Origin of the sequence: Alcaligenes faecalis (genome assembly GCF_041521385.1) — a bacterium.
Taxonomy (GTDB): Bacteria; Pseudomonadota; Gammaproteobacteria; order Burkholderiales; family Burkholderiaceae_B; genus Alcaligenes; species Alcaligenes faecalis_E.
In genome coordinates, this window is the sequence record NZ_CP168006.1 from 840873 (window position 1) to 864397 (window position 23525).

A 23525-nucleotide genomic window follows, 5' to 3' on the forward strand; every position below is an offset into this window, starting at 1 on the left:
CCCAAAAAGCGTGTTCACCACGCTTTCCAAGACCGCCGATAAACCCCAGGTTCTACAACTTGGGGTTTATTTTTTGTGCGCCCAGCCAGACGATCAGACAACCGATCACAGCAGCGTGATCGACTCCTTGCAGGCCTGCCGAGACTGGCTGCAGATACCAAACAGCAATCCAAGCAACCGCATTAAGATGCCGCACATAAGGCGATACCGGTAAACTGTCGCTAAATCCTTTATTTTGCAGTCCTTTTTGATGTCACCCATCGTGCCCCATACCTCTTTCAGTACCCTTCCCCTTCTGCCCGCCTTGCTTGAAACCCTGGATAGCCTGGGCTTTGAAAAAATGACGGCCATTCAGGAACAGAGCCTGCCCTTGATTCTGCAAGGCCGCGACCTGATCGCCCAAGCCAAGACCGGCAGCGGCAAAACCGCCGCGTTTGGCCTGGGTCTGTTGCAAACCCTCAACCCCAGCAAGCTGACTCCGCAAGCCCTGGTGATCTGCCCCACGCGCGAGCTGGCCGATCAGGTCACCACGGAACTGCGTCGTCTGGCCCGCCAGATTCCTAACGTGCGCATGCTGACTTTGTGCGGTGGTGTGCCTTCACGTCCGCAAACCGAAGCCTTGCGCAATGGTGCGCACGTGGTGGTGGGAACGCCGGGCCGTATTCAGGACCATCTGGAGCGCGGCAATCTGGACTTGTCCGCCCTGAAAACATTGGTCCTGGACGAAGCCGACCGCATGGTGGATATGGGCTTTCACGATGACATCGTGGCCATTGCCTCGCACTGCCCACCCCGTCGTCAAACCCTGCTGTTCTCGGCCACCTACCCCGAGAACATCCGCAATCTGAGCGCCCGCTTTCTGCACAAACCCGCCGAAGTCAAAGTGGAAGCACTGCACGATGCCAGCCAGATCGAACAGATTTTTTACGAAGTTCATCCCGAGCAGCGTTTGTCTGCCGTGGTGACGCTGCTGGAGCACTTCCGCCCCGCCTCGACCCTGGTTTTCTGCAACACCAAGATGCGTTGCCAGGAAGTGGTCGGAGAACTGCAATCCGAAGGCATCCAGGCTCTGGCCTTGACCGGCGACCTGGAGCAGCGTGATCGCGATGAAATTCTGGTGCAGTTCTCCAACCAGAGCTGCGCCGTACTGGTCGCGACCGATGTGGCCTCACGCGGTTTGGACATTCAGAATCTGGGGGCCGTCATCAACGTAGACGTCACCAAAGACAGCGAAGTGCATATCCATCGCGTGGGTCGGGTCGGCCGGGGTGATCAGAAAGGCCTGGCCCTGAACCTGGTCTCGCGCAGCGAGCAGCGTTGGGTGAAACTGATTGAGGAATTCCAGGGCAAAGAAGTCAAATGGGGCAATCTGAAAGCCTTGCGATCTCAATCCAAAGAGCCGCTACGCGCCCCCATGATGACGCTGGAAATTCAGGGTGGCAAAAAAGACAAGCTACGCCCCGGCGACCTGCTCGGTGCCTTGACGCGTGATGTCGGTCTGAAAGGCGACCAGGTCGGCAAGATTGCCATTACCGACGCCCGCTCCTACGTGGCCCTGGATCGTGGAATTGCCCGTCAATTCTTTGACCGTATTTCCAACACCAACATCAAGGGCCGTCGCTTCCGTATGCGTTTTGTGGAAGATAAATAAATACCAAGCAGTATTTGACTGACTGTATCCTGTTTTATACAATCAGTCCATGAAGACTATCCACACCACCGATACCTTCGATCACTGGTTTGGCGGTCTGCGCGACAAGCAGGCCGCTAGACGGATTCAGGTTCGTATTGACCGAGCTGAAGATGGCAACTTTGGAGACTGCGAGCCTGTCGGCGAAGGGGTCTCCGAAATGCGTATTCACTACGGACCTGGCTACCGAGGCTGCTTTAATCATGGGAACCATCAAACTACGCAAATGGGATAGTGCCGAATACCTCCAAACCGAAGAAGACATGGTGCTGTACCTGGAAGCCTGCATGGAAGAAGCTGGCGACGATGCCGCTTTTATTGCAAAAGCATTAGGTAATATTGCTCGCGCCAAGGGCATGAGCCAACTGGCCAAAGAAACAGGCTTGGGACGTGAAAGCCTGTACAAGGCCCTGTCTGGCGAAGGCAATCCAAGCTTTGGCACCATTCTGAAAGTCATGCACGCGTTGGGAATCAAATTGCAACCGCAGCTTGCTCCCCACAATTCATAACCCACTACACTACCCATTCCAAACATGGCTGGTGCAAGCATCATTTCTCCGTCGGCCCTTCAGACTCAGACGAAAAACTCTTGTCCTTCCTACATACAGGCGATCTTGCTGGGCGCCTGCTTCAAATGACTGGCCGCGGAGGGTCCTGAACCATGCCAGCGTGCCAGCTCCCGTATGCGTTCTATCAAGCTGGCAGCCGCTTCACTCAGGCTGCCGGTCTCTCGTGGGTAGGCCATCAATAACTCGCAGCGCGGGCCGCCGCCGATCAAGGGCCGTGACACCACGTTTTTGGGCATGAAGTATTCCGCGTAGGTGGGCAGCAAGGTATAGCCCAAACCAGCCGCGACCAGATTAATACTCATCAAGGGGTTGGCCGAGTTGTAGGTATGCTCGGGCACCACCTTGTGGTGGGCCAGATAGCGAGCCAGCACATCGTGCATGGAACGGCCATAAGAGCGGTCCACGGCAATCATGGGCAGGCGGTTCAAACGCGCGGGCGGGATCAGGCTATACGCTTCCAGACGATGGCCTTTAGGTAGATAGACACGCAAGGGTTCATCCCATACCACTTCGCTACAGACATTGGTGGCTCGCACCGGACCACGCATAAAAGCCAGATCCAGCTCCCCTCTGGCCATGGCTCCTTCCTGCTCGTTGGATGTCAGGCTACGCAGCACCACATCCACCTGCGGGAAAGCCGCCCGAAAGGCAGGCAGTACCGCCGGAAAGATACGCACCTCTGCCGCCGGGACAAAGCCTATCGTCAACACTTCCCTGGCTTGCGATGCCGCCTTGCCAGCACGTATCACCGCCTCGTCCACTTTTTGCAGAATCTCGCGGGCGTCATCCAGGAAAACGGCCCCGGCCTCCGTCAACTCGACCTTACGGCGAGTACGGCTCAACAAGGGATAACCAATATCCTCTTCCAGATTGCGGATCTGCTCACTCAAGGAGGGTTGAGAAGTATAGAGCCGCTCAGCAGCACGGGTGAAATTCAACTCTTCCGCGACTGCAACGAAGTAACGCAAGTGTCGCAATTCCAAGTTAGTCTCCTGTCAAATTAGTCGCCCTGTCCGGTTCGGACCCGAACAGCATAGGGCTCGGCCGACGGTATATCTCCCGAACAAGCCATTCTTGCAAGCACTATTGTCGCTGCTTCAAAGGCTTTGCAAGCCACGGCGATTTTCATTGCTGCACCGCAGCAATTGAAGCTCTCGTAAACCCTAAGTATCTGTAAAGCCGCATCAATATTGGGCTTCAGACTTAAGCCCTATACATACCAAGGTTTTAAAGCGGACTTATCGGGTTTGCCGATCACCCGATCTAAAGCAAGTATTGGTCGAACTCATTTCAAGCTTCTACATTTTGCCGTTGACGACAAAAACCTGTTTCGCAAAAGCACGCATTGCAATAGCGAGGAGCAAGCGATGGGAATCAACCCTGAAAAAATCGAAGCCTTGGTCGATGCACGTAATGGACGCGTTACCCCTTCCATTTACACCGACCCGGATATTTATGAGCTGGAGCTGGAGCGCATCTTTGGCCGCACCTGGCTGTTCTTGTGTCACACCAGCCAGATTCCCAAAGCGGGAGACTTCTTCAATACCTATATGGGCGAGGACCCGATTATCGTTGTCCGTCAAAAAGACGGCTCGATCAAGGCCTTCCTGAACCAATGCCGACACCGCTCGATGCGCGTGTCCTATGCCGACTCGGGCAACACCAAAGCCTTTACCTGTCCCTACCACGGCTGGAGCTATGGCACGAACGGCGATCTGGTGGACGTACCGCTGGAACCACGCGCCTATCCGCAAGGCTTGTGCAAGGAAAAGTGGGGTCTGCAAGAAGTGACCCGCGTCAAAGTATACAAGGGTCTGGTCTTTGGCAACTGGGATGCAAGCGCCCCTGATCTGGAAGAATACATGGGCGATATCGCCTGGTATCTGGACGGTGTATTGGACCGCCGTGAAGGCGGGACTGAAATCATTGGTGGTGTTCAGAAGTGGACCATCGAATGCAACTGGAAATTCCCCGCCGAGCAATTCGCGTCCGACCAATACCATGCGCTGTTCTCACACGCTTCTGCCGTGCAGGTGCTGGGCCAGAAACCCGGTGATGATGACAAGGCGCTGGGTGCCGGGCAAACCGCGCGTCCTGTCTGGGAAACTGCCAAGGACGCCGTCCAGTATGGTCAACGCGGCCATGGCAGTGGTTTCTTTTTTACCGAACAACCCGATGCCAACGTGTGGGTAGACGGTGAGGTCTCGCAATACTTTCGCGACACGTACGCCGAAGCCCACGAGCGCCTGGGCGAAGTACGTGCCCTGCGTCTGGCCGGCCACAACAATATGTTCCCCACACTGAGCTGGCTGAACGGCACGGCAACGCTGCGCGTCTGGCATCCACGCGGCCCGAACCAGGTGGAAGTCTGGGCGTTTTGTATTGCCGATGCTGCCGCTCCCGACGATGTAAAGGCCGCCTTTGAACGCAGCGCCACCCGCGCTTTTGGTCCCGCCGGTTTCCTGGAGCAGGACGACTCCGAAAACTGGGCTGAGATCCAGAAAATCCTGCGCGGCAAACGCGCCCGTGGCACTCAACTGTGCATGGAAATGGGCTTGGGCAACGAAGGTCTGCGCAGCGACGGTGTACCAGGCGTCACCAACTACATCTTCTCCGAAACAGCCGCTCGCGGTCTGTACAAGTACTGGGCCGACCTGATGGTGTCCGAGACCTGGGATGAAGTGCTGGAGCGCAGCCGCGTCTACGAAGAGGAGTTGGTGAAATGAGCACCGTCATTGAAGAACCGACCCAAACAGCCATCGTCGACATGCAACTGCATCATGAAATTGCCGACTTCCTGTACATGGAAGCCGAACTGCTGGACGACTGGCAATTTCGCGACTGGCTGGACCTGCTGTCCGAGGATGTGCACTACCACATGCGCAGCACCACCAATGCGCAAACCCGCGACCGTCGCCGCAGCGTGCAGCCGCCCACCACCTGGATCTTTAACGACAACAAGTTCCAGCTAGAGCGTCGCGTCGCCCGCCTGGAAACCGGTATGGCCTGGGCGGAGGAACCCCCTTCGCGCACCCGCCACTTTGTCAGCAACCTGCGTATTCGCCCCACTGCCGACGGCCAGGGTTACGAAATCCGTAGCAACTACATCCTGTACCGCGCCCAGAAAGAAAAGGACGAGACCTGGTACGCCGGCAAACGCCTGGATTATGTACGCCGTGCAGACAATCGCTTTGGTTGGGAGCTGTATGAACGCGAGATCGTTCTGGATCAAGTGGTCATTACCTCCCACAACCTGAGCGTCTTGTTCTGACCCTGCTCACTTTCCGATGTTGATTGATATGACACGCATTACCGCATGTGAAACCGGTGCCCTGGCCGATGGCGAGGCACTGAAGATAGACACCCCCGACCGCCAGATTGCCCTGTTCAATATTGATGGCACCTTCTATGCGACTGACGACCGTTGCACACATGGCAACGCGTCCATGTCCGAAGGCTATGTCGAGGACGACGGCACCGTGGAGTGCCCGCTGCACGCGGCCCGTTTCTGTCTGAAAACGGGTGCAGCCCTGTGCCAACCCGCCACCGAGGCGCTACGCACCTATCCGGTGATCATCAGCGAAGGCATGGTCTATATCGATCTGGAGGCCCAGGCATGAACGGCTGGCTACAAAACGAAGTCGCTTTGATTACTGGCGGCGGCTCAGGCCTGGGCCTGGCATTGGTGGAACGCTTTCTCAAGGAAGGCGCATCCGTGGCGGTACTGGAACGCTCGGCAGAAAAATGTGCCGATCTGGAACAGAAATTCGACGGCAAAGTGCTGGCCATCCAGGGCGATGTGTGCAGTGCGGCGGACAACCAGAAAGTCGTGGATGCCACGGTTGCTCGCTTCGGTAAGCTGGACTGCTTTATTGGGAACGCCGCGGTCTGGGACCACGGTGCACGGCTGATCAACACCAGCATGGAGCAATTGGACACGGGCTTTGACGAGCTGTTTGCCATCAACGTCAAAGGCTATCTGCTCGGTGCCAAGGCAGCCGCGGCTGAACTGGTCAAATCCTGCGGCAGCATGATTTTCACGCTAAGCAATTCAGCCTTTTACGCCGAAGGCGGTGGCCCGCTCTATACCGCCAGCAAACATGCGGCGGTCGGTCTGATCCGCGAACTGGCGTTTGAACTGGCCCCTAAAGTGCGTGTCAACGGCGTGGGGCCTTGCGGCATGAAAACCGATCTGCGAGGCCCGCAAGCTTTGGGGCAGCAAGATACGCGCATCATGGATTCGCGCTCGCCCGATGCCATCAAAGCAATCCTGCCCCTGCAATTCTTTCCCGAACCTGAAGAATTTACCGGCCCCTTTGTGCTGCTGGCCTCGCGCCAGAACAACCAGACTCTGACCGGCGTCATGATCAATGCCGACGCAGGTCTGGGAGTACGCGGCATACGCAATGTGGCCGGTGGACTGGAGCTGTGATGCAGACACCTCATATTGTGATTATTGGTGGGGGACAAGCTGGTGCCACAGCCGCCGCTGAACTGCGCCGTCGTGAGTTTACCGGACAGATCACCCTGGTCGGTGAGGAGCCCCACCTGCCTTACGAACGCCCGCCCCTGTCCAAAGATGCCTTGTTGGATCCGGACAATGTGCAACTCGGTGTGCATCCGCAGAGCTTTTACACCGAGCAAAACATCACCCTGAAACTGGGTGTCCGTGCCGATTCAATTGATGCTCAACAAAACTGCGTCACCCTGTCCAATGGCGAAACCCTGAACTATGACAGCTTGCTGCTGGCTACGGGCGCACAAGCGCGACGCCTGCCCGAGCTGGACGCCCTGGGTTCGGTATCGCATGTTTTGCGTACGCTGGACGACGCCAACCGCATCCGTGCCCAGCTCAAGCCTGGCAGCCATGTCTTGCTGGTAGGCGCTGGCGTCATTGGTTTGGAGCTGGCCTCCAGCCTGATCGCTTTGGGTGCCAGTGTAGAGCTGATCGACCCGGCCGCCCGGGTCATGTCGCGCAACGCGCCGGAAATCCTCAGCCAGTATCTGCAAACCGTGCATGAAGCGCGCGGCGTGCGCTTTCACCTGGGCACCCAGGTCAGCAAGGCCCACCTCGACCCAGAACAGAAAGTCGTGCTGACGCTGGACAATGGCCAGGAATTGCAAGGTGATCTGCTGATTTACGGTGTCGGAGTGACCATTGATACCCGCTTGGCCGACAGCGCCGGACTGCACACCGAACAGGGTGCGATTGTAATTGATGAGCACGGCCGCAGTTCCCAGCCTGCTATTTATGCCGCTGGCGACACCACCGTGCAAATTGGTCTGGATGGCCGCTGGCAACGACAGGAAACCTGGGAGAACGCCAACCGTCAGGCCTGCATGGCAGTTTGCCACATGCTGAATCAGGAACCTGTCCAAGCCTGCCCGGCTTGGTTCTGGACAGACCAATGCGATATGAACATCCAGTTTGCCGGGGAGTTGGCCGCTGCCCATTGGATCCTGCGCGGCAATCTGGACACGCCCCCTTTCGTCCTGATTGGTCTGGACCCCGAAGGGGCCATCTGTGGAGCCATCACCGTCAATCAAGGCCGCGACATGCGCCCGCTTAAAGAGCTGATCGAACACCGGGCTGTTCTGCCGCTGGAGGTCTGGAGCGACACAACCCAGAACCTGCGCAATCTGGCCAAACAAGTCGCCCAGGCAACAAACAGCCCAGCCGCAATCGCTGCAGAGGCAGGCGAAACAACGGCCCCCTTACACCCATAATCAGAGTCAGGAGACTGGCATGCAGGCACACCTTGAGTGTCTTTCACACACGCCTTTGCTGGGTCACCACGACCCGGCTCAAGCCGTTCTGGACGAAGTTTTTGCGGTACAGAAAGCCGCCCGTGAACGTGTCGCGGCGTTCAAACCTGATCTGATCGTGCTGTTCACTCCCGATCATTTCAACGGTTTTTTCTACAATGTCATGCCCAGCTTTTGCATCGGCACTGGCGCCCATGCCATTGGCGATTTTGACAGCCTGGCCGGACGCCTGGATGTGCCTTTCGAGCTGGCCACACAATGCGCCACCCATGTAATCAATAGCGGCGTGGATGTGGCCATTTCGCACGATATGCAGCTCGATCATGGTGCCGCCTACCCACTGGAACATATGGTGGGCAGTCTGGACCAATACCCGGTCATCCCGGTATTTATCAACTCGGTAGCGGCCCCTTTGCCAACCTTCAAGCGCGCCCGCTTGCTGGGCGAGGCCATCGGGCAATGGGCCCGCTCCACCGGCAAGCGCGTGCTGTGGATCGGTTCGGGCGGCTTGTCGCATCAACCTCCCGTACCCGTCTACGCCGAAGCCCCCGATGCCGTGCGTCGCTCGCTGGACGGCGAAGGCTACACGCTCTCGCCCGAGGCGCGTGCTGCCCGTACACAACGCACCATTGATGCTGGCAAAGCCTTTACCCAGGACCCTTCTGTTCTGCATCCCCTCAACCCCGAATGGGACCAGAACTTTCTGGATCTGCTCCAAACACAAGGCTACCAACAGCTCGATGAAGTGGCGAATGACGACGTCTCGGCACTGGCCGGGCGTAGTGCCCACGAGGTCAAGACCTGGGTGGCCGCTTTTGCCGGACTGTCAGCCTATGGCCCTTACGACGCGGGGCATCGCTATTACCGCGAAATTCCCGAGTGGATTGCCGGCTTTGGCGGCTTGTCCGCCCATCCGCGCAAGAACTGAAATCCACCACAACAAAACCTCAGGAGATTGTCATGAGTCTGAATGAATCTGATTACAGCCGTTTCGCGACCGTGGTCGAGGAAGGCAAAGAACTGCGCATCCATTACAACGATTTGGGTCAAGGCGAACAGACGGTCGTCATGTTGCACGGCTCGGGTCCCGGCGCCACCGGCTGGGCCAATTTCAACCGCAATATTGAACCGCTCACACAAGCTGGCTACCGCGTCTTGCTGATCGATTGCCCCGGCTGGGGCAAGAGCGACTCCATCGTCAACAGCGGTTCGCGCTCGGATTTGAATGCCCGTGTTGTCAAAAGCATCATCGACCAGTTGGGCATAGACAAAATCCACATGCTGGGTAACTCCATGGGCGGTCATAGCTCGGTGGCCTTTGCCCTGACCTGGCCTGAACGTGTGGCCAAGCTGGTTCTGATGGGTGGCGGCACGGGCGGCATGAGCCTGTTTACGCCTATGCCCAGCGAAGGCATCAAACTGCTTAACGGCCTGTACCGCGAGCCTACGCTGGAAAACCTGAAACGCTTTAACAATGTGTTCGTGTTCGACGCCAGTGTGCTGACCGACGAGCTGCTGCAAGCCCGTCTGAACAATATGCTCAGCCGCAAGGATCACCTGGAAAACTTCCTGAAATCGCTGGAAGCCAATCCACGTCAGTTCCCGGATTTCAGCCCGCGCCTGCCCAGCATCGCCGCTCCTACCTTGATCATCTGGGGCCGTCAGGACCGCGTCGTGCCTTTCGATACCGGGCTGCGCCTGCTGGCTGGCATTCCCAACTCCGAACTGCATGTCTACAACCAGTGCGGTCACTGGGCACAGTGGGAACATGCCGAGAAATTCAACCAGTTGGTTCTGGATTTCCTGGAGCGTTGAGATGAGCGAAACATCCAGCGATCTGCTCGACACCCTGGCCAGCCGTTTGCGACAGGCCGAGAACAGCAGTCAGTCCATCGATCCGATTCGCAGCCTGATTGGTGAAGACAATGCCGAGGCGGCCTACACCATCCAGCGCATCAATATTGCCCGAGGTCTTGCCCAGGGCCGTCGCCTGACGGGCCGAAAGATTGGCCTGACCAACCCCAAGGTCCAGCAGCAACTGGGCGTGTCGCAACCCGACTTTGGCGCCCTGTTTGCCGACATGGCCTATGGCGATGGCGAAACCGTTCCTGTCGAGCGCATCCTGCAACCGAAGATCGAGGCTGAAATTGCCCTGGTGCTGGAGCGCGACCTGCCCCATGCCGACACCAGCTTTGGTGATATCGCCGCTGCCGTAGGCTGGGTCATGCCCTCGCTGGAAATCGTGGGCAGCCGCATTGCCAACTGGGATATCCGCTTTGTGGATACCGTGGCCGACAACGCCTCCAGCGGCCTGTACGTGCTGGGCGGCCCCGCCCGTCGCCTGGACGGTCTGGACCTGCGCAATGCCCGCATGAGCCTGCATCGCAATGGGGAACTGGCCTCCAGTGGCAGCGGTGCCGAATGCCTGGGCCACCCTTTTAATGCCGCCGCCTGGCTAGCCCGCACCATGGCCAAACTGGGCGAACCGCTACGGGCCGGCGATCTGATTCTGACCGGCGCATTAGGCCCGATGGCACCCGTTGCTGCCGGCGATCACTTTGAAGCCGTGATCGAGGGCATAGGCTCGGTATCCGTCACCTTCAGCGCAGGCTAAGTCCTCTTTGTACGGAGTAACACACATGACAAACCCCAACGGCATTGCCGTCGCCATCATAGGCTCGGGCAATATCGGCACCGACCTGATGATCAAGGTGATGCGCCAAAGCAAACACCTGAAAATGGGCGCGATGGTCGGGATCGACCCGGCCTCCGATGGTCTGGCCCGTGCGGCCCGCCTGGGCGTGCCCACCACCCATGAAGGACTGGATGGGCTGTTGAAGCTGCCCAATTTCAAAGACATTCGCATTGTGTTTGATGCGACCAGCGCCGGTGCCCACGCCCGTCACAATGCCGTCCTGCAAGAGCACGGCATTCAGGTCATTGACCTGACACCGGCGGCGATTGGCCCCTACACCATCCCGGTCGTTAACCTGGACGACAATCTGGACGCGCCCAACATCAATATGGTGACCTGTGGCGGACAAGCCACCGTCCCCATCATTGCGGCGGTCTCGCAGATTAGCCCCGTGCACTATGCCGAGATCATTGCCTCGATCTCGTCCAAATCCGCCGGTCCGGGCACCCGCGCCAATATTGACGAATTTACTGAGACCACCAGCAAAGCCATGCAAGTGGTGGGCGGTGCCACCGTGGGCAAAGCCATCATTGTGCTCAACCCGGCCGAGCCGCCTTTGCTGATGCGCGACACCGTCTACACCCTCAGCGATCCGGGCAAGGAAGCCGAAATCGAGCAGTCCATCCAGCGCATGGCCGACAAGGTGCAGGCTTACGTGCCCGGCTATCGCCTCAAGCAAAAAGTGCAATTCGATGTCATCCCCGAGGACAAGCCCATCAATGTGCCTGGTCTGGGATGGCGTTCCGGCCTGAAAACCTCGGTGTTTATCGAAGTCGAGGGCGCGGCCCACTATCTGCCCGCCTATGCCGGCAATCTGGACATCATGACCAGTGCGGCATTGGCCTGCGCCGAGCGTCTGGCCCAAACCCGCCTGCTGACGCAAACCGCATGACACGCAAGGACATCACAATGGCACACGATCCCAACAAGAAGCTCTATATCTCCGATGTGACCCTGCGCGACGGCAGCCACGCGGTGCGTCATCAATACAGCGTGCAAAACGCCATGGATATTGCCCGTGCCCTGGACCAGGCCAAGGTCGATTCCATTGAAGTGGCCCATGGCGATGGTTTGTGCGGCTCCAGCTTTAACTACGGTTTTGGCGCGCACACCGACCTGGAATGGATTGAAGCGGTGGCCTCGGTCGTCACGCACGCCAAAATCGCCACCTTGCTACTGCCCGGCATTGGCACCATCCACGATCTGAAGGCCGCCTACGACGCCGGTGCCCGTACTGTGCGCGTGGCCACGCACTGTACCGAGGCCGACGTCAGCAAACAGTACATCGAATATGCTCGCAATCTGGGTATGGATACGGTGGGCTTTCTAATGATGAGCCACATGACGACCCCACAACACTTGGCCGAACAAGCCAAGCTGATGGAAAGCTACGGGGCGACCTGCTGCTATGTGGTCGATTCAGGCGGTGCCTTGAACATGAATGATGTGCGTGACCGTTTCCGCGCCTTCAAGGATGTGCTCAAGTCCGAAACCGAAACCGGCATTCACGCCCACCACAACCTGTCCCTGGGTGTGGCCAACAGCATTGTGGCCGTGGAAGAAGGCTGCGACCGTATCGATGCCAGCCTGGCGGGCATGGGTGCAGGAGCCGGTAATGCGCCCTTGGAAGTGTTTATTGCTGCCGCTGCACGCATGGGCTGGAACCATGGCACGGATCTATACACCTTGATGGATGCAGCGGACGACATTGTGCGCCCCTTGCAGGATCGCCCCGTACGCGTAGACCGCGAAACCCTGGCCCTGGGCTATGCAGGCGTCTATAGCAGCTTCTTGCGTCACAGCGAAGTAGCCGCCCAGAAATATGGCCTGAAAACCGTGGACATTCTGGTCGAACTGGGCAAACGCCGCATGGTGGGTGGCCAGGAAGACATGATTGTGGACGTGGCTCTGGACTTGCTGCAACGACAAGGCACCACCGCCTGATTTCAAAAAAACGAAAAAGCTCTACCCCGACTCACCGCCACTTTCACGCGTGGTGTGTCGGATTTCTGCACCCTGAATTCGGGGCGGGCAGGTGGCAGAAGCAAGAAAAAAAACGTCCCGGTCAACCGAGGAGACATTTCAATGACACAAACCCACGGCCGCAAGCACGCGGTTCTTACCGTGGCGATCTGCTTTCTGATCGCTGTTATCGAAGGCATGGACATTCAGGCAGCCGGTATTGCCGTTAAAGGCGTGGCGGCAGAGTTTGGACTGGATAAAACCTATCAGGGCTATTTTCTAAGCGCAGGCATTCTAGGGCTGCTGCCCGGTTCGCTGATGGGCGGACGCTGGGCCGATAAATACGGTCGCAAAGCCGTGTTGATTGCCTCGGTCGCCATCTTTGCCCTGTTTACCTTGTTCACCGCCTGGGTCAACAGTCTGGCTATTCTGTTGTTGGTGCGCTTTCTGGCCGGTGCTGGTCTGGGCGCCGCCATGCCCAACCTGATCACCTTGGCGGCCGAGTCCGTCAAGCCCGAACACCGTGCCCGCGCCGTGGGCATGATGTATGCAGGCATGCCGGTGGGCGCAGCCATCCTGTCACTGGTGGCCGCCTCCAATTTTGGGGAAAACTGGAAAAACATTTTCTATCTGGGTGGCCTGCTTCCCCTACTGGTTATCCCTGTCATGGTATGGTTCCTGCCCGAGTCACGCGAATTCTTGCATGCACGCCAGAGTCGAACCATCGTGCAGGGACGCTTCCAGGACTTGTTCAGCAATGGTCTTGCCACCCGTACCTTGCTGTTGTGGGTCAGCTATTTCTTCACATTGATGGTGGTGTATCTGATGCTGAGCTGGTTACCCTCCCTGTTCCAGGAGCTTGGTTTTAGTCGTAAACAAGGCAGCACCGCCCAGTTCTGGTTCATGGTCAGTGCGACTGGGGGCACCGTCTTGCTGGGTTATCTGACCGATCGCTGGAAAAAGGCGTTGGTCATTGCGCTGATGTACGGCGGTATTCTGGCCGGCTTATTAAGTCTGAACGCGGCAGCCGGTCTGGAGCAGATGTATTGGGCCGCTGCACTGACTGGTGCGTTTGTCATCGGTTGCCAAGGTGTGCTGTATGCCTTTGGCGGCATTGTCTACCCCACCTCCGTGCGTGCCACTGGAGTCGGTACCGCCGCAGCCGTTGGCCGCATTGGTGCGACGCTGGGCCCCACCCTTGCAGGCATGTTGCTTAGTCAGGGTTATGGTGCGGCTGGTGTGATCAGTTCAGCGATTCCCTGCATTATTGTCTCTGCATTGTGCATGCTGCTGGTGGTGCGTCAGATCCGTCAGGAGCAGGCACAGGCATCCGTCGCCTCCGCCTTGCCTGCAGCGGGGAAAGCCTAGTAACAACGCGGACTGCAGACCAACACCAAGCTGTAGTCCGCACTGCCCCCTTCCATGAGCAGCCCTTGTGCCAAGACTGCAGCCGACCAAGAGAAGGCACTCCAGACTTATCGGTGGCCATCCCTGATAAGAATGCAAACAAGAATAAAGCATGACGGGATACAATGGCCGGCTGCTACGTTGACAGCATTTTTTACGGCCTGGCCTAACCCTTCAGCGGGAAACAAGAACAAGGCGCCTGGCCCAGCACGGAAACACGAGTGATGGATACAGTCATACTTCTTCTGATCGCCGCTATTGCCCTTCATTTTGTACGGGCACGCTATCAACGCGGGCGCATTATCTTGCTGGGCCACCATCTAAGCGGCTTTCAGCTGGAGCGTCACATGGAAACGCTCACAGACGGCTATACCCGCGCGATTGGCGAACAGGACCCCTCACGCCAACAGCAAGTTCTGGACATGTTTGCCCAGACCGAAAACGCCGTGGCTACCCAGATTCAATCCTTGGCCGACTTGCTACAAAAAGAACCGGCTGACAACACCCGTGTGGGCATGTTGCCTTTTTGCGTGCCTTACGCGGAACGAATCATCCCGTCCATGACGCGCGACTTTCGTCAGCTTTTGCAAATTCATGCCGCCGGTTTACGTCACGTCGTCGACAATCCTGAACAACTGGCCCCCAAAAGCCGGGCCTTTCATTTGTCCGCCGAGCTGTATCTGTTTCAACATAGTTGCCACTGGTTCTGCAAGTCCCGCACCGTCGCCGATGCACGCTTGATGGCACGCCATAAAGTCACGCATCAAAAAGTGCTGGAGTCTGTCTCTGCCCAGACTCGCAACGCTTACTTACGCTGGCAACAAGGCACGGACAAGAAATAAAAAACGGAACCTATTGGCTCCGTTTTTTGCGTCCTGTTAATCAGGGATACACAATCACAAAGGTTGCTGCCGCCTCCAGAGGCCCCGGTTTGATGTCTGCTTCAGTTTTATTCGGAAGGCGTACATACTGGGCGGTAAAACCAGTGGAAAGCGTCGCCCCGTCTGTCGTTGCCGGTCCCACGGAAGGCGCATAACGCGGCGGCACCCAAGAGCCTGAAGGGGGTGGCCCAAACGGCACGGGATCATACTCACCACGATGAAACAGACGGATACCCACTGCCGGGTTACTCGTCAACAAATAGTCTTTAGTCGTTGCCATATCCCGGGTGTCAGTGAAGTAAAAACTCAACTTGGTGTCTTTCGTACAGCCTGTTCCCTCAATGAGAAAGTAGTTCTGCCCTGCCTCTCCAGAGGGTCGAAGGGTACTGGTCGGCGGAATCTGACCAGGATCAACTGGTCCCAGGGCAACGCTTTGCGTCAAGGTACTGGTCGAGAACTTGCAACTTGGCAAGGCAGGTTTGGGTAATTCGGGAACTTGCACGGTGCCGGTCAACGCCGCCATGGGGTCTAGATAGCCATCAAGACAGAGCTGAGGGATGTTTGTACCCTTTTGATTGGATGTCAGCACTCGAACTTTATTTACCTCAGTAAAGGTCAACTTGCCACCCTTGTATACCGTTTCATCAATCACGACCAGTTCAAAGCTATAAAACTGGGTCAGTGTGTAATTAACCGCGGTCCGCGCCTGAAGCATGGATGTCCACTGAGTACTGGAAATAATGGTTCCTGCTGGCGCACCCGGGCCTGTTGGTGTCAAACCAACAGTCGAGGAGTACCCCGACCAGCGCACAATCAAACCCAGTCCAGGCATACCGCTCAAGGGGACAGCCCTATAAGGATTACTCACTAACTGCCCGTTAGCATCAACCCTAATCGTTTCCCCATGGGCAATGGGTACGTAGTACTGGGCGTAAGCGGACGTGCGCCCCACAATATCGCCATTCTTAAAGACACTGCCACTCGGAGCCATGCTCCAGCTTGTACTGGGTGTCAGGTCACGGGATCTGAAACAGCTCGCCGACTGAGCTTGAACCTGACTTGCCCCGATCAGCAGAACAACAGGCAGCACCAGCGCGCTGCTGCCCCCCAACCGCCGGCCTGACAAACCCTGCCGCTTGAATAGAAGGTTCCACATATCACGCTCCTCATTCATCAAAATTCATTTTTGGGCCCTATATGGCCCCTTTGAAGATGGAATTTTAGAAGCGCAACTTCTTTAATTATTTAAGATTATTCCGAGAGTAATTTTTAAGCTTCATTAAAAATACGAATTTAACCAAACCCAATCGTCAAAAATCGCAAAGCCAGCAAACAAGCCGCTTGACAGAGAAGCTAATTAAAAAATAAATCCTCTCAATTCACAAAACCTCATTTTAAGAATAGTCCTAAATCTTTTCCCCAATTGATTTCCTAAACTTCAATTGTGCCCAAACAGAGCACATACCTGGGAACCTTAGAGCGCCCCAAGGCGTACAACAAGGTTGCTTCGTTTGTCCAACAATCGGAAGTCAAATCAATCATGAAAAAGATCCTTTTCGGCCTCACCATCCTTTCCGCTTTCGCTGCAGCCGGTGCTCAGGCTGAACCCACCATTGGTGCCCGCGGCAACATCAGCTTTATCGGCAGCATCAACGCTGACAGTTGCACTGTGCGTTCCCCTGGTGCATCCAGCTCCGGTGCCAACATGCTGGTCGACATGGGCCCGGTCTCGGCCAAGACGCTGGGCACCGAAGCCCAGCCAGCGACCTCTGCGGGTGGCATCACAGCCTTCTCCAAGAACATCGACATGCAAATCGAATGTGCCACCGGCACTAAAGTTGAGTTGAAGCTGGCTCCTACCGCTACCTCCGGCAAGGGTATTGCGGTCACTGGCGGCGCCCAGAACGTGCAGATCATGCTGGTCAGCGACCAGAATATTCTGGACTTCAGCAGTGGCTCGACCACACTGGACGCTCCTTACGTTGACGGCGCCATCAATATCCCTCTGACCGCCTACTACACCCGTAAGGCCGGTGCTGAAGTGGCTGATGTAGTCGGTGGCCAAGCCAACGCTACCGTTGCCTACGAGCTGTCTTACGAATAAGACCGCCTAAGCCTCTCGCGAAGGGGATCCCCTTCGCCAGCCTCACCCCTCAAGGAGAATGAACCATGTCCGTCTTAACCTTCAAGAAACTGGCTTTCGGGTGTCTCAGCCTTGGCGCTGCGCTGTTGAGCAGCCAGGCACACGCCTCGATCTCCTTGAGCGGTACTCGTTTGATCCTGCCCGAGAAACAACAAGAAGCCTCCATCGTGGTTCGCAACGACAATTCGCCCATCCTGGTTCAATCCTGGCTGGAAACGAATACCGATCACGATCACGCTGAACTGCCTTTTGCCATAACCCCGGCCTTGGTCAAAGTTGCGCCAAACGGTCAACAGGTGATGCGCGTGCTCTATGCCGGTGGTGATCAAGGCCTGCCCCGCGACCGCGAAACCGTGCTTTGGCTGAACATCCAGGAGATCCCTCAACAAGGGCCCGGTGAGAACCAGCTACAGATTGCCATTCGCCAACGCATCAAATTATTTTTCCGTCCTGACGGGCTGCCTGGTTCGGCAGAACAGGCCCCTACCCAGTTGCAGTGGTCTGTGGTGAGCAGTCAAGGCAAACCCATGCTGGAGATTCACAATCCCAGCGCCTACCACGTGTCCATGTCCACCCTGCGCAGCGCCAAGGGCCAGGAAATGGAAGACCCCGGCATGATTGCCCCCGGCCAGACTCGTCTGCTGCCACTGGGCCGCTCGGGTACCCAGGACACCTTGCAATTTCGCGCTATCAGCGACTACGGCAGTGCCGACCCATATGAAGTGCGCCTGAACGGCCAGACCAAAGTTCAGGGTCGTGCCTTGAGCACCGACACACCATAAGACAGCGGCGCCGCGCGCCGCCTCCCCCCGCCTCACGTCTGACCCTTTCGGCTACTGGCATCTGGCCAGTAGCAGGAGCCCTTGCACGTTTTCAAATCGTCAATCACGCCCCCTGGGTGCAGAGTCATGTTCACAAAAAACCATCTGTTCTGCCAACGCATGCGCCCCATCAGCCGCCAGCCACTGGCCGCCTTGCGACTTGCCTTGCTGCCTAGCATGGTGATTGCGGCTTGCTCCGCTCAGGCCCAAACAAACACAATTACCATCCCCGCCCCCGAAGAGAAGCAGGTCGAGGCTGTTCAAGTGGCCGCCCTGGATGCGTCTGAAACCATGGGTTTCAACATAGCCTTTCTGCAAGGCAACGCCTCCACTGCGGACCTGCGCACCCTGCTCTCGAACAGCAATGTGTCCGAAGGCGTGCAACGCGTGGACTTGTATGTGAACCAGCAGCGCACCGGACGACGCGACATCACCTTCAAGCGCAACCCACGCACCGACGAGAACGAGCCCTGCTTCAATCAGGAAATGCTTGATCAGGTCGGGATTGACATGAGCAAGCTGCCCGCCCCGGTATCGGCGCAAGCCACTTGTCTGCGCCTGCCCGAGATCGTGCCTGACGCCACAGTGGTGTATGAAAGCGCCCAGCTGCGTTTGATGCTGAGCATTCCACAAATCTATCTAAACCCCAGCAAACGCGGCTATGTAGACCCCTCACTGTGGGACTCAGGCCAGACCGCAGCCTTTGTAAATTATGGCGTCAATGTGCGCCGTGACCAGAGCAAGGGCATGTCCGCCACCAATAACATCAGCGCAGACCTGCGCATGGGCGTGAACATTGGCTCCTGGCGTATCCGCAACAACTCCTACTACAACTCGGGCACCCACCGTTCCAGCACCTTTACCAGCCAGAACACCTATGCCCAGCGCGACATCGTCTCCCTGAAAAGTCAGTTGGTAGCCGGTCAAACCTATACTCGTTCGCCACTTTTTGACAGTGTGCGCTTTCTGGGTGTGCAAATGTTGTCCGATGACGCCATGCGCCCGGACAGCGAGCAAGGCTATGCACCTGTCATCCGTGGCACAGCCGAGAGCAATGCCACCGTGGAAGTGCGCCAGAACGGCTATGTGATCTACACCACCAACGTGGCACCCGGCCCTTTTGCGATCAGTGATCTGTCTCCTTCGGGCTCGAATGGCGATCTGGAAATCACCATTATCGAAGCCGATGGCTCGCGCCGCATCTTGCGCCAGGCTTTTTCCGCTCCCCCCTTGATGGTGCGCGAAGGCCGCCTGAGCTATGACATGGCCGCCGGTCAGGTACGCCTGAACGACGATATGCAGGAGCGCCCCCACTTTGTCAGCGGCTCCATGCTGTATGGCGTCAGCACCAACACCACCCTGGCCGCGGGTGTACAGGTCTCCAAGGATTTCAACGCCTATTCTTTGGGTGTAGGCATGAATACCCAACTGGGCGCAGTCTCGCTGGATGCAACTCGCTCCACCAGCCGCATCCAGGGGCAGCAATCCCAGGGCACCAGCATGAACATGCGATACAGCAAGTTCATCGAAGCCACGGGCTCGAATGTGTCCATCAATATGCGTCACGACCTGAGCCGTGGCTATCGCACCCTGGCCGACCACATCAACGCCAGCCAAGCCCCTTCGCACCTGCGTCTGGAGACTCAGCGCGACTCGCGGCAGCGTATTGATGCCAACATCAGCCAGCCCGTGGGTGGCGGCAATATGTACCTGAACGCCTCCTACAACAAGAACTGGGACAACCAATCTTCCAACAGCTTGTCGGTGGGCTATAGCAACCATATCGGCAAGGTGAACTACAACCTGTCCTACACCCGTACCCGCAACCTGCAATCCTCGTTCGGTCCTTCGCGTTCGCATGACAACGCCATCATGCTGACCCTGAGCATTCCTCTGGGTAGCGGCCCGAACGCGCCACAAAGCTTTACTACCGTCAACCACGACAATACCGGCAATGCAGTCCAGGCCGGTGCCAGCGGCCTGCTGCCTACCAAACGCGAAATCAGCTATGCCGTTGCCGGTGGCCGCACGGCCTCCGGAGAAAGCACGGCATCGGTCAACATCGGCACCACCACCTCCTTTGCCCGTATGAATGCTGGCTATTCCTACGGCAATCGACACAACTCCGGCAACTTCTCGGCCAATGGCTCCTTTGTGGCGCACAGTGGCGGCGTCAACCTGGGGCAGGCTCTGGGCGAGACCATCATGCTGGCCAAGGTGGAACCGCCTGTTGCGGGCGTTGGCGTGTCCAGCCACGCCGGGGTCAAGACCGGCTCGAACGGCTACGCCATCATCCCCAATGCAACCCCCTACCGCAGCAACCACGTCAGCCTGGATACACGTAACGCTCCGAAAAACGCCGAGTTCAACAACGCGGTGCAGCAAATCGTGCCTACCCGTGGCGCTGTTGCTCTGGCTACCTTCAAGGCCGAAGTCGGCTACCGCGTGCAGTTTGAACTGCGCGACGAACAAGGTACGTCCCTGCCCTTTGGTGCCATGGTTCGCGATGCCTCCGGCCAGCAACTGGGCATGACCGACCCGCGTGGCCGCATTCTGACCATGGTGTCACCCGAACAAATGCGCGGCCATCTGGATATCAGCCGTGACGGCCAGTTGTGCCGCGCTCGCTACGAGTTGTCCGAAAGTGCAGAAAGCCTGAACTATCAGTTGGTCCGCCTGAACTGCATCAAGCGTGACCCCGACCCCATGCTGCCAGACAACCTTGCTCAACAAGGCACGGCACAAGACGCCGCGGTATGAGAACCGCACAGCTAAGCGGCGGTCCGATGCGTGAAAACCTGCCTGCCATGCAGGTTCCACGCTTTCCCAGCGTCTTGCTGGGCGCCTTGTCCCTGATCCTGATTTTATGTGCCTCACTGGGCACCGGGGCTTACTTATACGCATCGGCCACACACCTGATTTCCGAATATCGCCGGCAGCTCAATAGCGCCGCGGACCACACGCAACTATTCTTTGACCAACGTGAAGTGCTGTTGCGTGCCGTCGCAGCCAGCGCCATTGCCTCGGATACAATGTCGTTTGCCCCGCAGCAAGGCAATCTGGAAGCCATAGACTCCCCCGACAAGGGCTCTGCCAATCACTACACCTTGCTATTGACGCGTCGTCATTGGAACGCCATCCATCGCACCGGCACCCTACGGTACACCGACCCGAATCTCGCCCAGGATTTCCGCCTGGAGCGGGAGGGGCGGCACCTGTCTTGGCAAGCACAAGAAAATGCACTGGCCATGCGCCTGATCACCATCAATCAAGAGCCTCATGCCCGACACATTCCGGTTGTCTGGCTGCATCAAGACGATGACTCTGCGTCACGGCTGGTAGCCTACACCCCTATCGACAGGGACAAGCGCCAAGGCGCCTGGCTGGGACTGGAGCTAAAGGACATAGACCGTGCCTTGACCCTGACACCACCACCGCCCAGCACCGAATACATCCTGTTCGATATACGGGGGCAAGCGGTATTGTTCAGCAGTGCTCCGCCCGACGCATCCGAGCTGCGTTGGGTACAACAAGACTATTTTGGTTTTGATGGCAAAGGCTGGCCGCAACACATCATCCTGAGCAAATCCATCGGAACCGGCGGCTTACGGGTGCTCTATGCCTTGCCGACCCAGCAATTGCTGCGCGATGGCCGCAGCGCCCTGATTACCGCCCTGCTGACCTTGACCATCTTCACCACGATTGTGCTGGTCGGTGCCAGCCTGATCCGGCGCCGTTTGCTGCTGCCTGCCCGCCAGCAACAGCAAAGTCTGGTCGATAGCGTGTCCCTGAATCGCAAGCTGATTGCCATGGCCCCTGTCGGCCTGGCTCTGGTCGATGCCCAGGGCGAGGTGATCTTTCAAGAAAACCTGCAAGCACGAACCTGGATGCAAGGTGATGAGCAATGGCGCTCGCGGCTGCCGGGAGAGCATGACCCAAGCGCCTGCACCGACGTCACCCTGAAGGATGGCCGCAGCGTGCGCGTGCATGCTATCAGCCTGAACTACCGTGGCAATCGGGCGGCTCTGTGCTCCATCATTGACATTACCAGCGAGAAAGCAGAGGAGGCGGCCCTGCGTCATTCCCGCCAATTGGCTGAAAATGCCAATATCGCCAAGACCCAGTTCCTGACCACCATGAGCCATGAAATCCGCACGCCTCTGTACGGCATTCTGGGCACGCTGGAACTGCTGTCCCTATCCGAGAAACACCCGCACTCTTCCCCCTATCTGGACACCTTGCGCCGCTCGGCAGAAACCCTGTTCCGGGTGGTGGGCGAATCGCTGGACCTGTCGCGCATAGAAGCGGGCCACGTCACCCTGGAGCCGCGCGAATTTACGCCGCAAGAGCAGGTTGATGAAGTCATTGCCGCCTTTGCGGCCACCGCGCAAAACAAGGGTTTGCTGCTGTACTCCGTCACCCCGGTACAGGCTTTGGTGCCTACGATTGGCGACCCCTTGAAAATCCGCCAGATCCTGAGCAATCTAGTCAGCAATGCCATCAAGTTCACGACCTCGGGGCATGTGGTGCTGCGTCTGCATACCGAGCCTCAACCGGGCAACCGTCTGTCCCTGCGCTTTCAGATCACGGACTCGGGGCACGGCATCAGTGCAGATGTGTTGCCCAAGCTGTTCCTGCCCTACTTCAGCCTGAACGAAGACAGAGCCAACAAGCAGGTGGGTACAGGTCTGGGACTGCCTATTTGCCAGCGCCTGGCCAGCCTGATGGGCGGATCCCTGTCCGTGGTCAGCGAACCCGGTCTGGGAACCAGCATTACCTTTGAAGTGATTTTGCCTATCGCCACGCCCCCTGGTACGCCTCCGGCACCGGCGTCCGAGCTGGCGTTCCGGCCGGTGTATGTCACCGGAGACATTCCAGAGATCGTATCCAACGTCAGCAAATGGCTGCGTCACTGGGGCGCCTATGCCTTGCCCTACACAGGCCAACTAGCCAAACCCGGTATGGTGCTGGTCCATAGCTGGCCTTCTTATGCCACCAACACGCCTGAATGGGCGGGCCGTCAGGTCATGGTTCAGCCCAGCACCCCAAGTACGAGCACTCAAACCGACAATCCGGACTATTTTTACACCGCCTCCACCGCCATCAATGACATCATGCAGGCAGTACAACAGGCTCAGGCACTGGACTGTGCTTCTGCACGGACTGACGAGCCTTTTACCCCACCTGTCCGAGCGCAGCACGTGCTGGTAGTTGACGACAATCCGGTGAACCGCCAGATTCTTCAGGAACAACTGACCGTGCTGGGCTGCACCACCCATCTGGAAGCCAGTGGCCAAGCCGCACTGGCGCTGACAGACAAGAACCGCTTTGATATTGTCTTTACCGACCTGTTCATGCCCGGCATGGACGGCTACTCCCTGGCTCGCGCCCTGCGGGCGGAAGGCTACCAGGGACGCATTATTGGCATTACCGCCAATGCCATTTTGGATAAAGACAAGGAATGGTCCGCCGCAGGCATGGATGCCCTGCTGATCAAGCCGTTGCCCATGGCTGCCTTGCGCGACAGCCTGCAGCCTCCGACGCTTTAAGCCTGCCCCATCATCCACGACGCCTGCGGCGCGGGACGGTAT

General features: G+C 57.6%; 20 protein-coding genes and 1 pseudogene. 19 read left to right on the top strand and 2 right to left on the bottom strand.

From position 1 onward, the window contains the following. Positions 1-262: 262 nt before the first annotated feature. From dbpA to ACDI13_RS04005, 3 genes and pseudogenes are all read left to right on the top strand, one after another. The gene (gene dbpA / locus ACDI13_RS03995; RefSeq protein WP_316990355.1) at positions 263-1651 is read left to right on the top strand and encodes an ATP-dependent RNA helicase DbpA; all 1389 of its coding nucleotides are present in this window, start codon (positions 263-265) and stop codon (positions 1649-1651) included. 49 nt (positions 1652-1700) lie between these two features. Beyond that, positions 1701-1880, top strand: a pseudogene (locus tag ACDI13_RS04000) (type II toxin-antitoxin system RelE/ParE family toxin); the annotation flags it as partial. A gap of 13 nt (positions 1881-1893) precedes the next feature. After that, positions 1894-2199, top strand: coding sequence for an addiction module antidote protein (locus tag ACDI13_RS04005; protein WP_042487247.1), 306 nt, complete (start codon positions 1894-1896; stop codon positions 2197-2199). 89 nt (positions 2200-2288) lie between these two features. On the opposite strand, the gene ACDI13_RS04010 is transcribed toward ACDI13_RS04005, so the two are convergent. Then, complete coding sequence (locus ACDI13_RS04010; protein WP_316990333.1) at positions 2289-3242, bottom strand: LysR substrate-binding domain-containing protein; 954 nt, start codon at positions 3240-3242, stop codon at positions 2289-2291. Between the two features lie 384 nt (positions 3243-3626). Here ACDI13_RS04010 and hcaE point away from each other — a divergent pair, with 384 nt between their 5' ends. The 12 genes from hcaE (at position 3627) to ACDI13_RS04070 (ending at position 14931) form a co-directional block, all read left to right on the top strand. Continuing rightward, complete coding sequence (hcaE, locus tag ACDI13_RS04015; RefSeq protein WP_316990332.1) at positions 3627-4985, top strand: 3-phenylpropionate/cinnamic acid dioxygenase subunit alpha; 1359 nt, start codon at positions 3627-3629, stop codon at positions 4983-4985. Continuing rightward, on the top strand, positions 4982-5530 hold the full coding sequence (hcaF, locus tag ACDI13_RS04020) for a 3-phenylpropionate/cinnamic acid dioxygenase subunit beta (protein WP_316990331.1): 549 nt from the start codon (positions 4982-4984) through the stop codon (positions 5528-5530). Before hcaE ends, hcaF begins: the two co-directional genes overlap by 4 nt. 28 nt (positions 5531-5558) lie before the next feature. Beyond that, positions 5559-5879, top strand: coding sequence for a 3-phenylpropionate/cinnamic acid dioxygenase ferredoxin subunit (gene hcaC / locus ACDI13_RS04025; RefSeq protein WP_094198412.1), 321 nt, complete (start codon positions 5559-5561; stop codon positions 5877-5879). Then, positions 5876-6691, top strand: coding sequence for a 3-phenylpropionate-dihydrodiol/cinnamic acid-dihydrodiol dehydrogenase (gene hcaB / locus ACDI13_RS04030; protein WP_316990330.1), 816 nt, complete (start codon positions 5876-5878; stop codon positions 6689-6691). The genes hcaC and hcaB overlap by 4 nt, the downstream gene beginning before the upstream one ends. After that, entirely contained in the window at positions 6691-7986 is a 1296-nt protein-coding gene (gene hcaD / locus ACDI13_RS04035) for a 3-phenylpropionate/cinnamic acid dioxygenase ferredoxin--NAD(+) reductase subunit (protein ID WP_316990329.1), read from the top strand. The genes hcaB and hcaD overlap by 1 nt, the downstream gene beginning before the upstream one ends. Positions 7987-8005: 19 nt before the next feature. After that, positions 8006-8953 (top strand): 3-carboxyethylcatechol 2,3-dioxygenase, encoded by a 948-nt coding sequence (locus ACDI13_RS04040; protein ID WP_316990328.1) that lies wholly within the window; start codon positions 8006-8008, stop codon positions 8951-8953. A gap of 32 nt (positions 8954-8985) precedes the next feature. Continuing rightward, a complete protein-coding gene (locus ACDI13_RS04045) occupies positions 8986-9840 on the top strand; it encodes an alpha/beta fold hydrolase (RefSeq protein ID WP_316990327.1) in 855 nt (284 codons plus the stop codon). A 1-nt stretch (position 9841) separates the two neighbouring features. Beyond that, complete coding sequence (gene mhpD, locus ACDI13_RS04050) at positions 9842-10639, top strand: 2-keto-4-pentenoate hydratase (RefSeq protein ID WP_316990326.1); 798 nt, start codon at positions 9842-9844, stop codon at positions 10637-10639. Positions 10640-10664: 25 nt separating this feature from the next. Continuing rightward, positions 10665-11612: an acetaldehyde dehydrogenase (acetylating) gene (locus ACDI13_RS04055; protein ID WP_316990325.1), complete on the top strand. Its 948-nt coding sequence runs from the start codon at positions 10665-10667 to the stop codon at positions 11610-11612. Between the two features lie 17 nt (positions 11613-11629). After that, complete coding sequence (dmpG, locus tag ACDI13_RS04060; RefSeq protein ID WP_316990324.1) at positions 11630-12664, top strand: 4-hydroxy-2-oxovalerate aldolase; 1035 nt, start codon at positions 11630-11632, stop codon at positions 12662-12664. A 141-nt stretch (positions 12665-12805) separates the two neighbouring features. Continuing rightward, positions 12806-14050, top strand: coding sequence for a 3-(3-hydroxy-phenyl)propionate transporter MhpT (gene mhpT / locus ACDI13_RS04065; protein ID WP_316990323.1), 1245 nt, complete (start codon positions 12806-12808; stop codon positions 14048-14050). Between the two features lie 263 nt (positions 14051-14313). After that, a complete protein-coding gene (locus ACDI13_RS04070; protein ID WP_316990322.1) occupies positions 14314-14931 on the top strand; it encodes a hypothetical protein in 618 nt (205 codons plus the stop codon). Between the two features lie 40 nt (positions 14932-14971). Here ACDI13_RS04070 and ACDI13_RS04075 read toward each other — a convergent pair whose 3' ends face one another. After that, positions 14972-16126, bottom strand: a complete 1155-nt coding sequence (locus tag ACDI13_RS04075; protein WP_316990321.1) for a fimbrial protein — start codon at positions 16124-16126, stop codon at positions 14972-14974. A 384-nt stretch (positions 16127-16510) separates the two neighbouring features. Between ACDI13_RS04075 and ACDI13_RS04080 the strand changes: the two genes are divergently transcribed. From ACDI13_RS04080 to ACDI13_RS04095, 4 genes are all read left to right on the top strand, one after another. After that, positions 16511-17074, top strand: coding sequence for a fimbrial protein (locus ACDI13_RS04080; RefSeq protein ID WP_316990320.1), 564 nt, complete (start codon positions 16511-16513; stop codon positions 17072-17074). Between the two features lie 65 nt (positions 17075-17139). Continuing rightward, the gene (locus tag ACDI13_RS04085) at positions 17140-17895 is read left to right on the top strand and encodes a molecular chaperone (RefSeq protein ID WP_316990319.1); all 756 of its coding nucleotides are present in this window, start codon (positions 17140-17142) and stop codon (positions 17893-17895) included. Between the two features lie 126 nt (positions 17896-18021). Continuing rightward, positions 18022-20694 carry a fimbria/pilus outer membrane usher protein gene (locus tag ACDI13_RS04090; protein ID WP_316990318.1) on the top strand — a complete coding sequence of 891 codons (2673 nt, stop codon included), beginning with the start codon at positions 18022-18024 and terminating at the stop codon, positions 20692-20694. Beyond that, positions 20691-23483, top strand: coding sequence for an ATP-binding protein (locus tag ACDI13_RS04095; RefSeq protein WP_316990317.1), 2793 nt, complete (start codon positions 20691-20693; stop codon positions 23481-23483). Before ACDI13_RS04090 ends, ACDI13_RS04095 begins: the two co-directional genes overlap by 4 nt. The last annotated feature ends 42 nt before the right edge of the window (positions 23484-23525 follow it).

What these genes read in the sequence shown, in the direction of transcription:
- ACDI13_RS04005 (WP_042487247.1), top strand. Translation starts at nt 1,894, where the DNA reads ATGGGAACCATCAAACTACGCAAATGGGATAGTGCCGAATACCTCCAA.
- hcaE (WP_316990332.1), top strand. Translation starts at nt 3,627, where the DNA reads ATGGGAATCAACCCTGAAAAAATCGAAGCCTTGGTCGATGCACGTAAT.
- hcaF (WP_316990331.1), top strand. Translation starts at nt 4,982, where the DNA reads ATGAGCACCGTCATTGAAGAACCGACCCAAACAGCCATCGTCGACATG.
- hcaC (WP_094198412.1), top strand. Translation starts at nt 5,559, where the DNA reads ATGACACGCATTACCGCATGTGAAACCGGTGCCCTGGCCGATGGCGAG.
- hcaB (WP_316990330.1), top strand. Translation starts at nt 5,876, where the DNA reads ATGAACGGCTGGCTACAAAACGAAGTCGCTTTGATTACTGGCGGCGGC.
- hcaD (WP_316990329.1), top strand. Translation starts at nt 6,691, where the DNA reads ATGCAGACACCTCATATTGTGATTATTGGTGGGGGACAAGCTGGTGCC.
- ACDI13_RS04040 (WP_316990328.1), top strand. Translation starts at nt 8,006, where the DNA reads ATGCAGGCACACCTTGAGTGTCTTTCACACACGCCTTTGCTGGGTCAC.
- ACDI13_RS04045 (WP_316990327.1), top strand. Translation starts at nt 8,986, where the DNA reads ATGAGTCTGAATGAATCTGATTACAGCCGTTTCGCGACCGTGGTCGAG.
- mhpD (WP_316990326.1), top strand. Translation starts at nt 9,842, where the DNA reads ATGAGCGAAACATCCAGCGATCTGCTCGACACCCTGGCCAGCCGTTTG.
- ACDI13_RS04055 (WP_316990325.1), top strand. Translation starts at nt 10,665, where the DNA reads ATGACAAACCCCAACGGCATTGCCGTCGCCATCATAGGCTCGGGCAAT.
- dmpG (WP_316990324.1), top strand. Translation starts at nt 11,630, where the DNA reads ATGGCACACGATCCCAACAAGAAGCTCTATATCTCCGATGTGACCCTG.
- mhpT (WP_316990323.1), top strand. Translation starts at nt 12,806, where the DNA reads ATGACACAAACCCACGGCCGCAAGCACGCGGTTCTTACCGTGGCGATC.
- ACDI13_RS04070 (WP_316990322.1), top strand. Translation starts at nt 14,314, where the DNA reads ATGGATACAGTCATACTTCTTCTGATCGCCGCTATTGCCCTTCATTTT.
- ACDI13_RS04075 (WP_316990321.1), bottom strand. Translation starts at nt 16,126, where the DNA reads ATGTGGAACCTTCTATTCAAGCGGCAGGGTTTGTCAGGCCGGCGGTTG.
- ACDI13_RS04080 (WP_316990320.1), top strand. Translation starts at nt 16,511, where the DNA reads ATGAAAAAGATCCTTTTCGGCCTCACCATCCTTTCCGCTTTCGCTGCA.
- ACDI13_RS04085 (WP_316990319.1), top strand. Translation starts at nt 17,140, where the DNA reads ATGTCCGTCTTAACCTTCAAGAAACTGGCTTTCGGGTGTCTCAGCCTT.
- ACDI13_RS04090 (WP_316990318.1), top strand. Translation starts at nt 18,022, where the DNA reads ATGTTCACAAAAAACCATCTGTTCTGCCAACGCATGCGCCCCATCAGC.
- ACDI13_RS04095 (WP_316990317.1), top strand. Translation starts at nt 20,691, where the DNA reads ATGAGAACCGCACAGCTAAGCGGCGGTCCGATGCGTGAAAACCTGCCT.